8 protein-coding genes and 1 pseudogene are annotated in these 16,687 nt (G+C 43.5%); 4 read left to right on the plus strand and 5 right to left on the minus strand.

From position 1 onward, the window contains the following. Positions 1 to 553 (plus strand): annotated as a pseudogene (locus Q0788_RS08535) (DNA polymerase III subunit gamma/tau); the annotation flags it as partial. A gap of 232 nt (positions 554 to 785) precedes the next feature. After that, positions 786 to 1,685 (plus strand): LysR family transcriptional regulator, encoded by a 900-nt coding sequence (locus Q0788_RS08540; protein WP_057760292.1) that lies wholly within the window; start codon positions 786 to 788, stop codon positions 1,683 to 1,685. 120 nt (positions 1,686 to 1,805) lie between these two features. Here the strand turns inward: Q0788_RS08540 and Q0788_RS08545 are convergent, their stop codons facing one another. Next, entirely contained in the window at positions 1,806 to 2,987 is a 1,182-nt protein-coding gene (locus Q0788_RS08545) for an aspartate aminotransferase family protein (protein WP_298809621.1), read from the minus strand. A 40-nt stretch (positions 2,988 to 3,027) separates the two neighbouring features. Beyond that, complete coding sequence (locus Q0788_RS08550) at positions 3,028 to 3,219, minus strand: DNA gyrase inhibitor YacG (RefSeq protein WP_057760289.1); 192 nt, start codon at positions 3,217 to 3,219, stop codon at positions 3,028 to 3,030. A gap of 189 nt (positions 3,220 to 3,408) precedes the next feature. On the opposite strand from Q0788_RS08550, the gene Q0788_RS08555 reads away from it, so the two are divergent. Next, the gene (locus tag Q0788_RS08555) at positions 3,409 to 4,083 is read left to right on the plus strand and encodes a DUF938 domain-containing protein (protein ID WP_298809625.1); all 675 of its coding nucleotides are present in this window, start codon (positions 3,409 to 3,411) and stop codon (positions 4,081 to 4,083) included. Positions 4,084 to 4,219: 136 nt separating this feature from the next. Here Q0788_RS08555 and Q0788_RS08560 read toward each other — a convergent pair whose 3' ends face one another. Further along, positions 4,220 to 5,614: an AarF/ABC1/UbiB kinase family protein gene (locus tag Q0788_RS08560; protein WP_298809628.1), complete on the minus strand. Its 1,395-nt coding sequence runs from the start codon at positions 5,612 to 5,614 to the stop codon at positions 4,220 to 4,222. 410 nt (positions 5,615 to 6,024) lie between these two features. Then, entirely contained in the window at positions 6,025 to 7,341 is a 1,317-nt protein-coding gene (gene purD / locus Q0788_RS08565; RefSeq protein WP_298810073.1) for a phosphoribosylamine--glycine ligase, read from the minus strand. Between the two features lie 458 nt (positions 7,342 to 7,799). On the opposite strand from purD, the gene Q0788_RS08570 reads away from it, so the two are divergent. Further along, entirely contained in the window at positions 7,800 to 12,647 is a 4,848-nt protein-coding gene (locus tag Q0788_RS08570) for an NAD-glutamate dehydrogenase (protein ID WP_298809630.1), read from the plus strand. A gap of 113 nt (positions 12,648 to 12,760) precedes the next feature. On the opposite strand, the gene Q0788_RS08575 is transcribed toward Q0788_RS08570, so the two are convergent. Continuing rightward, the gene (locus Q0788_RS08575) at positions 12,761 to 16,651 is read right to left on the minus strand and encodes an AAA family ATPase (RefSeq protein ID WP_298809632.1); all 3,891 of its coding nucleotides are present in this window, start codon (positions 16,649 to 16,651) and stop codon (positions 12,761 to 12,763) included. Between the last annotated feature and the right edge of the window lie 36 nt (positions 16,652 to 16,687).

The following is a 16,687-nucleotide window of genomic DNA, read 5'->3' on the forward strand; positions in this document are numbered from 1 at the left end:
GCCTGAACCTGTTGTTGAGCCTGAACCTGTTGTTGAGCCTGAACCTGTTGTTGAGCCTGAACCTGTTGTTGAGCCTGGCGCAAATGATTCTCAATTAACAGCCCACTCTGATGAAGATCCACGTACGTTGCTGCGTTGTCCACCTCAAGAGCTGACAGGTGAGTGGAACCCAGAAAAGTGGGACTACTGGTTACAAGCTGCTCGTGAAAGCGAGGTATTAGCACAAGATGAGCTAGCACTAGCACGACAAGGTACAATGACTGGTCAATGCAATGGCAAAGCCACGTTTTTGACCAGTGTTGATAGTAAGCATTTGCAGGTCACTTTTCAGCAATTAGCAGCTAAGCTACAACAGCAATTTACACAAGCTGACATTGACTTGAAAATTGATAGTAGTATCATGCAGACCGAAGATAAAACCCCAGAGCGCCGACAGAAAAAACGTTTAGAGCAAGCGAAAACCGTTGCTGAAACGAAATTGCTAAAAACCCCAGTAATGCAGTATTTAACTGAACGCGGTGAGGGGAAAATGGGTAAAGTACAGCTGTATTAAGATTTGGAGCAGTGTTTGCTCAAAATATCTAAAAGTATATTTATATATTGAACGTAGTTTTATATTAAATATCAAGGTGATAGCAATATATCACCTTGATATTTTTGTTTTTATTACGGGTCAAAATATATTTATCAAACAAGAGAGAACCATTTGATAACGATAAGATGAATGCAAAGTCGTTATAATGGTTAAGTTATATTAAAAACTGAAATGACGTTTAGGTGAGAATATGTTGGATAATTTACGCGGTATGGCTGTGTTCGCCAGTGTGGTCGGACATGGCTCTTTTAGTGGCTCAGCACGTGAGCTAGGTATTACAACCAGTGCAGTCAGTCAGCAAATTCGTTCGCTAGAGAACGAGCTTGGGGTGGTGTTGCTACATCGCTCAACTCGTAAGCTAAGCTTAACAGAAGCTGGCGAGAGCTTTTATGAAGCGGCAAAAGATGTTGTCAGTGCAGCGGAGCAAGGGCGTATCAAAGTTAATCAATTGCGTGATGAGCTAGCAGGTAGCTTGCGTGTATCGACGACTCCTGAGCTTGGTGTTAATCACATACTGCCGGCACTCTCTACGTGGATGGCGGCACATGATGATTTAAGTGTCACTTATCTAGCTGACAATCATTATATTGATATGATTGACGAGCGTATTGATATTGCTATTCGCATGAGTCCATCGATTAATGATTCTAGTCTGAGCAGTCATCCATTGACTGATGTGCGCCAATTACTGGTTGCTTCACCTCAGTATCTACGTCAGCACAGTAAGCTAAATACGCCTAAAGACTTGGCTGAGCATCAGTTGATCTGTATTGAGATCATGAAAGATGCCAATCAGATCGATATGATTCAGACTGAAACTGGTAAAAAAACGCGTGTCAAAATGAACTCACGTATCTATACCAACAACGTATTTATGGCAACGACGTTGGCTAAAGAAGGTCACGGTTTGGTTAGAATGCTAGAGATGGACGTCAAAAAAGAGCTTGAAAGTGGAGAGCTGGTAGAAGTATTGACTGGCTATCAACTACCAAGCTTTGTGCTATATGCGGTCACTTTAAATCGAGACCAACAGCCAGCTAAAATCACTCGTTGCCTAGAAGTACTGAAAAAATACTTCCATGCAAATTAAGTGTTGTTCTCACTACGCACGAAACGTTTTTAGTTAGCAATAAGCAGTTAGCAAAAAGCCTATAGATAATGAATCATCTATAGGCTTTTTTATTGTCTATTATTAACGTTGAAGCATATTTTAAAATGATGGCTTTAGTAGATTGATTAAACGCTCAGCGACTTGTGTGCTTTCATCACGGTTCATGTTAAGTGGTGGCAGCAAACGCACAACATGACCACCCGTCACATTGATGATCAGCTTTTGCTCATCACGGGCACGATCCACCAGTTGGCTACAGTCCATGTCTTCAGGTAGCGCGATACCAATCATCATACCTGCACCGCGACTGCTAATGCCATGTTGACCAAATGTATCAACGATACTTTCTCTGATGAATAAACCCTCAGTCACTGCGTTTTCCATGATATTACTATTTGCTAATACGTCATACACGCTATGTACCACACGGCTGGCCAATGGCGTGCCACCATAAGTAGAGCCATGGCTACCAGCACCAAACAAACCATTGGCACGGTCACGTACCATGCACGCACCGACTGGGAAACCATTACCTAGACCTTTGGCTGTCGTCAATACATCAGGACGAGCGTTGCTGTGTTGATAAGCAAAGTATTTACCCGTACGGCCATTACCTGTTTGCACTTCATCTAGCATAAATAGCCAGTTATGAGCGTCACATTCTGCTTGCAGCTCTTCAAGATAGGTGAAGCCATTGGCTGCAGTATTCAGGCCGCCTTCACCTTGGATAGGCTCTACAAAAATAGCGCAGATATCATCATGTTCTTGAGCAGCTTGTTTGACAGCAGCTATATCGCCAAATGGTACACGAATAAAGTCTTCATCTAGCGTATAAAATCCTTCGCGCGCTTTTGGATTTGCAGTAGCTGACAAAGATAATAACGTACGACCATGGAACGATTGCTCCATTACGATAACTTTTGGACGTTTAAAACCTTGCTTGTAGGCGTATAAACGTGCCAGTTTTAATGCAGCTTCATTGGCTTCGGCGCCGCTATTGGCAAAAAACACACTGTCCATTTGGGCTGCGGTACATAGTATCTCTCCAGCACGCTCTTGCCAATCAATGCCGAACAAGTTGCTCGTATGAATTAACGTACCTGCTTGCTGCTGAATCGCGTCAGTGACTTGTGGATGACAGTGTCCTAAGCCGCATACCGCGATACCAGTTAAGGCATCTAAGTAAGGCGTGTCATCTTTGGTATAGAGCCAACTGCCTGCACCGCGTGTAAAGCTGATTGGTTGACGATTATAAGTGGGCATCAGGTAAGTAGCAGACATATAAAGCATCCTTGGTATAATAATTGAGTAAAAGTGTGGGTTATAGCTCGTCAGAAAAAGGCGTGGTTTCTGCAGGTAAGGTGTAGTCTTCGTTTGCCCAAGCACCTAAGTCGATCAGCTTGCAGCGACTACTACAAAACGGCTTATATTTATTGTCTTGCCAGGCCGTCTGGGTACCGCAACGTGGGCAAGGGTAGGTCTTTGGGGGCGTATTTGCAGTAGAGTCAGTCATAAGAAAAGAGCAATGTCCTAAATGTTATTAGTATTGGTTGCATACGACACAAGCATAAAACGCATCCGTCATTTAAATTACGACGAAACGAGGCGTACTTGCTGTCGCTGTATTACTATTCAATTGGATTGACTATATAATAGCATGGGGCCGAATAATGACAAAAGACAAATGCTTTAAGGATAGTAGATGACCGATAATATTGATCTCACGCATCAGCAAGAGCGTGCCTTTCAACCACAAAAACTGTCAGCACCGCGTGACTTTATTATTCCAAATATCATCAATGACAATAAAAATGAAAAACCGTTGATGCTAGAGATTGGGGCAGGGAAGGGTAAGCATGCACTTAGCTTTGCCGCACAAAATCCTGACAAGCATCTGATAGCCATTGAACGCACGCGTAATAAATTTGAAGCATTCTCAAAATTAGCTACTCTACACAATTTATCAAACCTAGATGCGATTCATGCGGATGCGATTGCATGGACAGTGCATGCCATTAAACCAAACAGCTTGGCTAAAATCTTCATTCTTTATCCCAATCCTGAACAGCACAATCCAAATCAGCAATGGCTGAACATGCCTTTTTTTGAGTTTCTCTTATCACGCTTGCAGGTGGGCGGAGAAGTGATATTAGTCACTAATATTGAATCCTATATGGACAATGCAGAACACCAAGCAACCAAAGTATGGTGTCTACCATCAACACGTTCTCGAGTACCAGCGACTAGCCAGCGGACTCATTTCGAAGTGAAATACCTTGCCCGACAAGAAGTGTGTTGGGAGCTAAGTATTCGTAAGCCGAAGTGGTATAAAACAAGATTTGATGATTGGCAGGTAAATGCTATGAACGAAAAATAATAGCCTAAGTAAAAATATAAAGCTTATATCAATGATATACAATAAATGTAGTAGAATTAAGTACAAAATAGCCTAAGCAAATAAAGTTAAAACAATAAAAAGCCGTCACTAAAGAACGGCTCAAAATTTGCACAGCTTATAAATAAGGTTTTACGAGGCTGTTAGAGTTAGTATGCGCATCTAAAACAGTTAAAAAGGTATATGCACCAATAAACTTGCGGCTAATAAACATGAATTCTTTTGGTGGCAGATTAAATTCAAAGGACTGCATTGCACGTGTGGCCGTAGTAGATAAGCGTGAATGTAGCTTACTGTTGGCCCAAATATAGCGATCCTGCTCATCTAAACATTCGCTAGGGATATTGGTGTTTTTCTCAGGGTCACTAAAAGGCTCGGTAGCAAGCAAAAATAACGAAGCAATATCTGAACGTACTTTATTACTCATGCTATCGAAAAAGTCGTATCCTTTCATAGCAATGCTCATTGCTTGCTGATCATGGCGATATCCTGCGCGTAGTAAACCACGGGCAATCGTTAATAAGTTACCATCAAACTGACGAATCGCCCCAAAATCTAGCAAAACCAATCTATCGATATCTTCTTCGTTTTCGCTCACACGCACTAAGTAATTACCAAAGTTGGGATCGGTCTGCATCTCACCCCATACAAAAATCTCTTGCATCATGATTTCAATGGCCGCTTGACCAATGGCATTTCGGCGTTCATGAGGTAGTAATTGCAATGCTTCCGAGACCACAGTGATACCTGGCTCGTATGACATACATAGCAGGCGTTTTTTAGAATAAGTGCGATTAATCTTAGGCACGATATAGCGCGGATCATTAATTAAACGCTCATAAAAACGCTCTGTCGTAGCCGCTTCCGCTTCATAATCGACTTCGTGATGGAGTAGGTCACGTATTTCCTCAAACCAAGCATCGAGTGCGCGTGTTTGAGGAACGATATTACTTACTTTTAACAATCGTTTGAACAAGGCAAGATCAGAGTTGATAGCATCTGCCACACCTGGATACTGAATTTTTAACACAACTTGTTCGCCAGTGGCGAGCACGGTCGCACGGTGAACTTGAGCAAGAGAAGCGGTTCCGATGGGAACAGGATCAATGTCTAGCTCGTTTAGTTTGTTGCCCAGTAACTGGCGTAATGTTTGCTCAATCGTCGGCCAAGTCAATGTCGCCGTGTCATCATTAAGGGTTTGCAAAGCGCGTGTGATCTCTGGCGGCAGTATATGCTCACCATAAATCGCTAGCATTTGACCAATCTTAACGACTGAACCCTTTAGTTTACCAAGCTCTGATGCCAGATAGTTTGCCTGAGTTTCCATAAACGCCTGATTGCGTGCAGTACGTGCTTCTTTATTTAAGAACATACCAGACACGCTATTACCCGCCCAACGACGACCAATATTCAAAGAAGTTTTTGCAATCGACATACGACGATCAAACCCTGAGGTTTTTAGGCTATCGATTGATTGCTTGTTGCTAAAAGGTTTAGACGTATCATTTGCCATAAGTATAATCATTCATCCAATTGGTATTGATTTGCGGGTTCGAAACCTACAATACAAGGGAGACGTGATGCACAGGTACAAAATTGTATCATATAAAGCGCGTTGGTTTTATGAGCCTGAGCTGGCCATTGATAGTTACTTTGTAAGCCAATATCTAGCGGTAACTATTGATAAACAGGTGCTTACTAGTTTGAGTATGATTAATAAATAGCTAGGATTTTCTAGCAAGTTCACTGGTTATTAAAACTTAACACTAAAAAATAAGACCTAGCATCATGCTAGGTCAAATAATGATAGGGAGCTATAAAATACAGAAATATTATTAATCAAACATATTGAGCAAAACCTTCGCATTCTCTAAAATATTGACTAAGACGTTACCCAATATGTTTCTTGGGATGCCTTAGCTGCTAAGCATTTTCGCGAGTGATGGCATGATGACCAATATCACGGCGGTACTGCGAACCATCGAAGCTAATAGCAGCGGTAACTGCTAATGCGGCTTGCTGAGCATCAGAAATACTATCTGCTAACGCAGTCACACATAAGACGCGCCCGCCGTTTGTGACGACTTCTTTATCATTATCGTTAGAAAATGCCGTACCAGCATGGAAAACTTTAACAGCATTGTCATTATTAGGATCTAGTTCTGGCAAGCCAGCAATCACATCGCCTTTAGACGAAGTTTCAGGGTAGCCTTTTGATGCGACAACGATACCTAGAGCAGGGCGCGCATCCCATTTGGCTTCACTAGGTAATTGACCTGCCAAACCTTGTGCGACCAAATCGACCATTGATGACTGCAAACGCATTAAGATAGGCTGCGTTTCTGGATCACCAAAACGGCAGTTAAATTCGATGACATACGGATCGCCTGCCTTATCAATCATAAGACCAGCGTATAAGAAGCCAGTATAAGGATGGCCTGCGTTTTTCATGGCATCGACTACTGGTTGTATCACTTGCTGCATGACTTTGTTATGAACATCGCCGGTAACAACTGGAGCAGGGGAGTAGGCACCCATACCACCAGTGTTTGGACCGGTATCACCTTCAAAAGCACGTTTGTGATCTTGGCTGGTTGCCATTGGCAAGATGTTATCACCATCAATCATACAGATAAAGCTGGCTTCTTCACCCTGTAAGAACTGCTCGATAACCACACGGCTACCAGCATCACCGAACTTATTATCCGCTAGCATATCGTCGATAGCTTCATGTGCTTGTTCGATCGTTTCAGCAACGATCACGCCTTTACCTGCAGCAAGGCCGTCTGCTTTGATAACGATAGGCGCGCCTTGCTCATCGACATAGGCTTTTGCAGCGACTGCGTCGGTAAAACCTTGATAAGCAGCGGTTGGGATATTGTTTTGCACCATGAACTCTTTAGCAAAAGTTTTTGAGCCTTCTAACTGTGCACAGTATGCTGTTGGGCCCCATGCTTTGATACCTGCTTCACGACAAGCATCAACAATACCCGTGACCAAAGGCGCTTCTGGACCAACAATTACCATGTCGATATCATTATTTTGACAAAACGCGATAACAGTACTATGCTCGCCTGCGTCAGCGTCGGTAGACTCTAGCGTAACGTTTTGGCATTTAGGCTCAAGGGCGGTGCCAGCATTGCCAGGAGCGATGTAGACATTTTTTACATTGTCATCTTTTGCACATTGCCATGCCAATGCGTGTTCGCGACCACCTGAGCCAACCACCAAAATATTCATCATACCTTTTGCCCTTAGCATTAAAGTTAATAGTGAGCGAGTCGTACGCTCTTAAATATGTTGGCATATTCTAACAAAAAAACGACTTCAATTACCATGAGTATCCGCCTGCAAGCACCGAATCATTCATATCGACGTCCAAAACCGCATTGTCTCATTAGTAAAGGTTATCGACACACCGCTGATTCATGAAATGATGTTGTACACTTTAGCTCGCGCCTTATGTGCGTTACACTTCACTATATTGGTAGTATTAAATTCTGATGGCTACATATTAATAAAAAATAAGAGCAAAAAAGGAGAAAATTTCTAACTGTTATAAAAATAAAATAAGTCGCGTGAATGGAAATACTGCACCGTTGCACCAATGATGAATATGCAGTAACAGTAGTCAATCTAAATCGATAAACTTAAATAAATAAATGTTAAACCAAATCTATAAAAAAAGGACGCAGGAAATGCCAAACTCCCTCAGTATCGCAAAAGAGCGCATTAGCCAGATAAGCGATATTGCTACCAGTTATGTACAAAAAGACAAATCGCTATTTGATCATTTTATTCATAGCTATTATCAGCCGCTGCATCAAGAAACTGCAGAGGCGATTAGTAATGCTGACTTGGCGGGCATGGCGCTACATCACTTTACACTACTCAAAGCTTACGACGGCAGCAAGCCGCAGCTGACAGTATTAAACCCAGCGGCAGAAGAGCAGCACTTTCACAGCTCGCACACTGTCATTCAAATCGCAGCTTATGATAGACCATTCTTAGTTGATACGATTTTGATGAGCCTAGAAGCTGAAGGTATTGACGTTCATCGTACTTACAACATTATTATCAGTGTTGAGCGTGATGACAATGGTACTATTACGCATATCGAAGGCGCACATGAAAGTGCCACTTCACATATGTCATTGATTCATTGTGAAATTGCTTACCAAGACAACGAAGACTTGGAAGCACTGCAACAAATGCTGATGTCAAAAATTGACACGCTTGATACGGTCGTTGGCGACTGGAAACAGATGCGTGCGCAGTTGAATGATATCAAAACTGAGCTTTCGAATAAGCCGCTACCAGAAGTATTCTATTCACAACAAGAAATCCAAGCATTTTTAGATTGGATCTTAGACGATCACTTTATATTCTTAGGATATCGTGAATACCGCTTAGAAGGTGGTCAGTCTATCGAAGTGACTTCTGAGCCGACCGATTTGGATTTATTTGCGATTGGTAACAGTGGTCTGGGTCTATTACGTGGTTCTGAAAAAGACAAGCTATCAGAAAGCTTCAGCCAATTGCCTAGAGGTTTAAAGCAACTGTTGACTGAGCCGCGCGTGTTGATGCTGTCTAAATCAAGCCGTGTATCACCTGTGCATCGTTCAGTATATATGGACTTTTTGGGCATTCATAAGTTCGATGATAACGGCAACCTAATTGGTGAATACCGCTTTATCGGTTTGCTTACATCACAAGCCTATCAGCTGACTGTACAGCAAATACCGCTATTGCGCGAAAAAGCCAATAAGATCATGGCGATGGCAGACTTGCCACGTGACGGTCATGCTCATCACAAGATGATGCATGTGATTAACACCTTACCACGTGATGATTTGTTCCAAGCCAGCGTCGAAGAGCTATACCCAATCGTTTCGGGCATTACTCAACTACAAGACAAGAAAAGTTTACGTCTATTTAGCCGTATCGATCATTATCAGCGTTTTGTTTCGTGCTTGGTCTATATCCCGCGTGATAAGTTCAATACCGAGCTACGTATTAAAGTACAAAATGTCCTAAAAGACGCCTATAACGGTATGTCTTCAGGGTTTACTACTGAATTCAATGAATCTGCGCATGCTCGTGTGCATGTCCACGTACGTACCGTGCCTGGCCAAGTAAACGACGTCAATATCGCCACACTTGAAGCCAAATTATCAGCACTCATGCAATCATGGGATGATAATTATCAAAAAATGCTCCTCGATAATGTAGGCGAGCAACAAGCCAATGCTTTAAATCGTCGTTTCTTAAACTATATTCCTGCTGCCTACCAAGAGCGTTTTGATGCTCGTACCGCAGTCGAAGACACGAAGCGTCTGGCGGGACTGACCGCAGAGCAACCGATGCTTTGGCATTTATATCAGTCGACAGGCGATGCACGTAATCAGCTTCACCTAAAACTATACGGTCGCGAACAACCGGTTATCTTATCAAAAGTATTACCAATACTTGAAAACTTTGGTGTGTCAGTTATCTCAGCACAGACTTATGAGTTTGACTTGCCAGAGCAGCCTATCTGGATGCAAGAGTATGAACTGACCCTAGAGCATGTCGATACGGTCAATATGCAAGTCGTACGTGGTCAGTTCGAAGACAGCCTAAAACAAATCTGGGCAGGTCGCGTTGAAAGCGATTCATTTAATGAGTTGGTACTAACGACCAAGCTCGATACTTATGATGTCGTCGTATTGCGTGCATTATCTCGCTATATGCTGCAAGCACGTGCGCCATTCTCTAGTGCTTATATTCAGCAAACTGTGGTCAAAAATAGCGATATCAGTGTCGCGTTAGGTAGTTTGTTTGATGCACGTATGAATCCTAAGTATAGCCTCGATACGCGTCAAGAAAAGGCTGCTACCATTCAAGAGCAAATCACAGCGGCGTTAGCAGATGTAGATAGCCTGGATGAAGATCGTATCTTGCGCTGGTATTTAGATTTGATCAATGCAATGGTGCGTACCAACTTCTATCAAGTCGATAGTGATGGTCAACGCAAAGATCGTCTGTCATTTAAGTTCTTGGCAGCAGACATTCCAAACTTGCCTAAACCAAAGCCAATGTTTGAGATATTTGTGTATTCACCACGCGTCGAAGCTGTACATTTACGTGGCGGCAAAGTCGCTCGTGGTGGTCTGCGCTGGTCCGATCGTATGGAAGATTTCCGTACCGAAGTACTTGGTCTTGTCAAAGCACAGATGGTCAAAAACGCAGTAATCGTCCCTGTAGGTTCTAAAGGCGGCTTTATTGTCAAAACCAAGAGCATGGCTGATGGTCGTGAGGCATTCCAAGCAGAAGGCATCGCTTGTTATCAGACATTCTTACGCGGCATGCTTGATGTCACAGACAATATTGTAGATGGCAACATCGTCCCGCCAGCCAACACGGTACGTCATGATGAAGACGACCCGTACTTGGTTGTTGCAGCAGACAAAGGTACAGCTACCTTCTCTGACATAGCCAACGCGTTAGCAGCAGAATACAACTTCTGGCTAGATGATGCCTTTGCATCAGGTGGCTCAGTAGGTTATGACCATAAAGCAATGGGCATCACAGCTCGCGGTGGTTGGGAGTCGGTCAAACGTCACTTCCGTATGCGCGGTATGGACATTCAAAACCGTGATGACTTCACCGTTGTCGGTATTGGTGACATGAGTGGGGATGTATTCGGTAATGGCATGCTGCTATCAACGCATACTAAGCTAGTTGCCGCCTTTAACCATTTGCATATCTTTATTGATCCTAATCCAGATACGGCGGCCTCATACGCTGAGCGCGCACGCTTGTTTGAATTACCACGCTCATCATGGGCAGATTATGAAGCATCATTGATCAGTCAAGGCGGCGGTATATTCTCACGTCAAGACAAAACCATCGCTATCAGTCCTGAAATGAAATCGCTCTTCGATATCAGTGAAGACAGCCTTGCACCGAATGATTTGATCAGTGCGTTACTACGTGCACCTGTCGATCTTATTTGGAATGGTGGTATCGGTACTTATGTCAAAAGTGCGAATGAGACGCATGCGGACGTTGGCGATCGTGCAAATGATTCGCTGCGTATCGATGGTAATGAGCTACGCGCAGCCGTCGTTGGTGAAGGTGGTAACTTAGGTCTAACCCAGCAAGGTCGTATCGAGTACGCTCAAACGGGCGGACGTATCTATACAGATGCAATCGACAACTCAGGCGGTGTTAACTGCTCGGATCATGAAGTCAATATCAAAATCCTACTTGGCAAAGTGGTCGAGCAAGGCGATATGACGCTGAAGCAACGTAATGAGCTGCTTGAGAGTATGACTGACACTGTAGCAGAATTGGTACTGCGTCAAAACTACTTGCAACCACAAGCGATCGAGCTGAGCCATATCCGTGCCGCAGCCAATCTGAGCGATCATCAGCGCTTTATTCAGATGCTAGAGAGTGAAGGGCGTCTGGATCGTGCGATTGAGTATCTACCATCAGACGAAGAGATTGCGAAGCGTCAAAAAGCGGATACTGGTCTGACCAATCCTGAGCTAGCAGTGGTCTTGGCTTATGGCAAAATGTGGGTCTATGACAATCTATTATTGTCTGATTTACCAGATGATCCATACTTTATCAATGAGCTACGTAAGTACTTCCCAGATGAGCTTGCGTCACGCTTCTTTGACGAGATGACTGAGCACCGTTTGCATCGCGAGATTATCAGTACTTACTTGACCAACAGTGTGGTAAACCGCTTAGGTATCGAAGCGCTGTTCCGTCTCTTTGAGGAAACCGATCAATCACTAGCTACTATCGTACGTGGTTATGCGATTAGCCGTGATGTATTCAATGTATCGCGCGCTTGGAAAGCCCTTGAAGCCCTAGACAATCAAGTTGAGGCGACGTTACTGCTGAACCTTGAGCTACGTCTACGTGACTCACTTGAGCGCGGTGTGGTCTGGTTCATCAATGCATTTGGTCAAAACCTGCAAGTCGCGGATATGATTAGCCGCTTTAGTGAAAGTGTAGAAAAACTGACTAAGCCAAGTGGCTTTATCGAGCAGCAGTTCGCACAATATCTGCAAGAAGATACCAAACGCTTGATGCAAAAAGAGCTGTCTGATAATGATGCTACGCTATTTGCGATGCTACCGTACCATGTCGATGCGCTCGATGCTGCATTGCTTGCTGAGCAATACGAGCGTCCTGTTGATGAGATTGCAACTTTATACTTTGAAGCTTATCAAGTATTGCAATTAGACTGGATGATGGAAAATATCGCCAGCCTACCACAGCAAGATTATTGGGATCGCCGTGCACGTCATGCGTTAGTGAACGAGCTGTCACGCAGCTTGCGCCTATTGATGGATGCGGTACTCTCAAAACCAGATGCTAAGCAAGCATTTAGTGAATGGAGAGCAAGACACGTCGATCAGCTTGCTGCAGTCACTACAGAGATGAATAAGTTGGATGAGCTGCACAGCAACGATGAAGAAGGTCAAATCGGTCTTTCAACGTTGTCCGTATTGATGAGTGAGCTTAGTGGCCTCGTCACTAAATAGCTAGCAATGACATAATTAATAGCCAACAAAAAACCACCGTCCTTAATGTTCGGTGGTTTTTTATTGTCTAAACGCCGTAGTTAAATGAAAAACAGCCCGCTGACTGGCTTAATTTATGACGCTTTTTCGCCTAGCACTCTTTGACATCCTTGACCACTGATTTGGCTAAATCCGCCAGAGAGTTTTTCAACCTTAATTTGGGTTAATATACGGTCTTTTAGTGCCTGCACATGGGATATCACCCCGATTAATTTACCTTCTTGCTGCAAATTGGTCAGCGTATCAAGCGCAATATCTAAAGATTCTTCATCCAATGTACCAAACCCTTCATCCAAAAATAGCGAATCTACGCGTATATTTTGACTGGCCATCTGTGAGAGACCTAATGCCAAGGCCAGACTAATGATAAACCCTTCACCACCTGAGAGATTTTTGGTGCTGCGAATTTCGCCACCTTGATAATTATCAATCACATTCAGCTCAAGTGGACTGTCGTCATCACGGGTGAGCAGATAGCGATCGCTCATTTTTTGCAATTTCGTATTGGCGTGAGTGACCATGAGGTCAAAGGTTAGTCCTTGAGCAAAGGTGCGGTACTTCTTGCCATCGGACGAGCCAATCAATTTGTGCAGCTGTTGCCACACTTGAAGCTTATCCTTTTGAGTATTGATGGCATCAATCTGTGCCTGTTGGGTATTTTTTTTGTCCTCATTGTCTTTTAGTCGCTGACTGATGGCACCAATCGATTCTATGCGTTTATTAGATGCTTCTTGGGCTTGCGACTGCTGTTGGGTAAGCGTTTCTTTATCATCTGTTGTCAGTGGATTGGCTTGTTTATCCGCCAGTGTTTTTTGTGTTGTATCCAATAAAGACTGCGCTTGCTTTAGCGCATAATCGATATGCTGTTGCTGCTGTTTAAGTGTGTTGCGTTCATCAATTGGCAGGCGCGCCGCCAAAAATTCTGCTTCCGTATCAAAGCTGGAGGTGGCAAGTGCGTTATGAAATGCGGTATGTTGCGTTTCCAAGGTTTGCGTCGCTGCTTCGATACGATTGGCTAAGTTTTCTTGCTGCTTTATGAGCTGTTGCAAATTATACGTCTCTTTATCCAGTTGTCGTTGGGCAACACTGTGCGCCTTTTGTACTCGCTCTAGCGTGTCTCTAAGCGTACGCTCAGCTGCTTCTAGGTCGGCCGCCTCAAAAACCTCTGCGCGTTCGTCTTGAAACTGGGTTAGTGCAGCTATTTGTTTATTCTTCGCTTGCATTAGACTGTTAAGCGAATCGGTATCTTTTTTGAGCTGTGCTTCTTTATTCTCAATATATGCTTTTATGCGTTCAAGGTCGCTCTGTATTGTCTGCTGTTTGTCCTTATCTTCAGCGAAAGCGTCTTTTAGCTGTACGAGGGCGCGGCGCTGCTGACGCAGTTCTTCAAGATAACTATCATAATCTGCATTGCTCAGAATTTTTTGCTGTTTAATGCTAGCCGATAACAACTGTAGGTTCTCGGGCGCACGTTGCAAGGTGCTCAGCGCCTCTGTCGGATAGCTACTGGCAGCATAAGGGTCAATACGCTGCAAAATGGCGGTAATGAGCGTTTGTAGTTCAGCAAAGTTCTCTGTGATTTTATTATCAATACCCGTTATATTACTTTCGGTAATGGTGATTTTGTATCTCTGCTCAGTGATATCATTTGCTAGTACTTGCTGGTCTTGTGACGCCGTCTCTAGCGTCTTACGCAAACGGCTCATATCTTCAAGAAGTCTGTCGTAGAGTGCTAACGAATCTTTGATACGGTCTTTATATGTCGCTAATTTGTTTTTGCTGGCGGTAAGCACTGGCACGATATCGTTATCACTACCCAACGCCAGTAACGGTTGTATCAAGTTGGCAATAGTACTGTCAGCTAAGTTTTCATCATTCATCTGCTGGCTGATGACATACAGCAGTTCTGTTATGGCGGTATCATGCTGCTGTATTTGCGCAGTGAGTTCGGCTTGCTGATTTTTTTTACTCGCAAGCGTACTTTGTTTACTTGCCTGCTCAATCTGCTGGGCAGTGATGCTTTTATTCAGCTCGGTAATTTGTTCATCTAAAACACTAATATACTGCGCTAATTGGGAGTTTTCGTCATCGGGTAAAAGGTGCGGGTGATTTTGAGCGTAAGGGTGCTCAAGCGCGCCGCATAGAGGACAAGGTGTACCGTCTTGTAAATCGGCAATATAGTTCTCTAGCGCCGTAACCTTTTGTTGTAGTTGTAGCTGATTCAATTTGTCTTGGCGCTTTTCTTGCGTATTTTTGAGGCTTGCTTTTTTCGTTGTAATCAACTTTTCATAGCCATTGATTTCACTCTCTAGCTGCTCGATGTGACTCATGATTTGTATCACTTGTGCGTTAAGGTCACGGCGCTGCTGGTCATGAAAGCGCAGCTGATCGAGCTGCTGGCTAGTGCTATCTATCTGCTCTTGTGTCTCACGCATCTGTGTGACCGATTGCGCTTGAATCAGCTCGCTTTGTGCTTTTTTTAGTGCGATTAATTGCTTTTGGGTGGCTTCATTTTTATCACTTTGTGCTTGTTGGCGTTGCTGTTGTACTACCAATGCGGTTTTGTATTCTTCTAATTCATGTGTTTGGCGTATCTTATCTTGCGAAAGCACTGAATTTTGATGTATTACCGCTTTTAGGCGACTGCACTTTTCATCAAAAATGGCAATATCGCCGTCTAAATAGCTTAAATTATCCGTACCGGTAAGTTTTTCGGTCAATTGCGCGCTTTGGTTTTCTTTATCTATAGCAATGCTTTTTTGCGCGGCAATATTTTCAAGCAGTTGCTCAGTGTCTGCCTGCAGTGTGTCATGTCTGACACGTGTATCGTTTAAAGCGAAACGCTGCTGGGTAATCTCGTTGTCGAGATCACGTGCTTTCTGAATTTTCGGCCGTGTGACTTGTATTGCGTTTTCTGCATCTTGGCGCTGTGTTAGTTGCTTCTCTAGCTGTGTGCGAGCGCTTTGTGTGAGTGCTTGCTGCTTAGGTAAGTCATATTCGAGCTGCGCTTTTTCTCGGTTTAATTCGTTAACGTGCTTGCGGGTAGATGATAACTCACCAAACTGACTGTCAATTTCCAACGCTTTATTAGCAGCGATTAAGCGTTTGGCACTAGGGATAAAGTCTTGCTGAGCCTGCTGAGCCTGATCTAGAACATTTTGATAAGTATTCAGCTTTTCTTTTGACTCTGTCACGCTATCTAGCCACTTTATCTTTTCGGACAAATCTTGAATGGTTTGCTGCTGCTCACTTTGGGCACTTTGATACGACTGCAAGACAGCTTTTAACTGATTTTCTTCATCGGTATCTAAAAGCATCAAACCGTCTAAACCGTATTGTAGCTTATTAAGAATTTCTTCCTCGGTACGTTTCTTATCATGAACCTGTGTTGAGATAGTCGCGTAAATATCAGTGCCCGTGATTTTTTCTAAAATATCTGCGCGTTCATCAGCCTTTGCCTTTAGAAATGCTGAAAAGCTACCCTGAGCCAGCAATATAGAGCGAGTAAATTGCTGAAAATCCATCCGAGTCAGTTCAATGATTTTATTTTTGGTATGCTTTAAGGTGCTCTCTAACAGCTCATCCTCTTTTGACGAGCCATCAACGTTTATCTTAGCGATTTCATGAGTCGCATCTTGCAGATTGCCATCTGCTTTGTTATAAGCACGGCGCTGTCCCCAGCGGCAGCGATATTGCTCGCCATTCAAATCAATCACTACTTCAGCGAAACACTCTGCCGTCTGCCGCGTCATCACCTCATTGCTGCTTTTACTGATACTATTAATCCTTGGCGTCTCACCATATAGTGCTAAGCAAATAGCATCCAATATGGTGGTCTTGCCAGCGCCTGTTTGCCCAGTGATAGCAAAGATGCCTTCATTGGTAAAGGCAGTATCAGCAAAATCAATATGCCATTCGCCTTTTAGGGAGTTGAGGTTTTTTAGTCTGAGTTCGATTAGGCGCATGGATAAGTCTTAATATTAGTAATAGCCGCAACTGCG

Source organism: uncultured Psychrobacter sp. (genome assembly GCF_947500265.1).
Lineage (GTDB): Bacteria > Pseudomonadota > Gammaproteobacteria > Pseudomonadales > Moraxellaceae > Psychrobacter.

Coding starts and splice junctions, on each gene's coding strand:
- Q0788_RS08540 (WP_057760292.1), top strand. CDS start 786: ATGTTGGATAATTTACGCGGTATGGCTGTGTTCGCCAGTGTGGTCGGA.
- Q0788_RS08545 (WP_298809621.1), bottom strand. CDS start 2,987: ATGTCTGCTACTTACCTGATGCCCACTTATAATCGTCAACCAATCAGC.
- Q0788_RS08550 (WP_057760289.1), bottom strand. CDS start 3,219: ATGACTGACTCTACTGCAAATACGCCCCCAAAGACCTACCCTTGCCCA.
- Q0788_RS08555 (WP_298809625.1), top strand. CDS start 3,409: ATGACCGATAATATTGATCTCACGCATCAGCAAGAGCGTGCCTTTCAA.
- Q0788_RS08560 (WP_298809628.1), bottom strand. CDS start 5,614: ATGGCAAATGATACGTCTAAACCTTTTAGCAACAAGCAATCAATCGAT.
- purD (WP_298810073.1), bottom strand. CDS start 7,341: ATGAATATTTTGGTGGTTGGCTCAGGTGGTCGCGAACACGCATTGGCA.
- Q0788_RS08570 (WP_298809630.1), top strand. CDS start 7,800: ATGCCAAACTCCCTCAGTATCGCAAAAGAGCGCATTAGCCAGATAAGC.
- Q0788_RS08575 (WP_298809632.1), bottom strand. CDS start 16,651: ATGCGCCTAATCGAACTCAGACTAAAAAACCTCAACTCCCTAAAAGGC.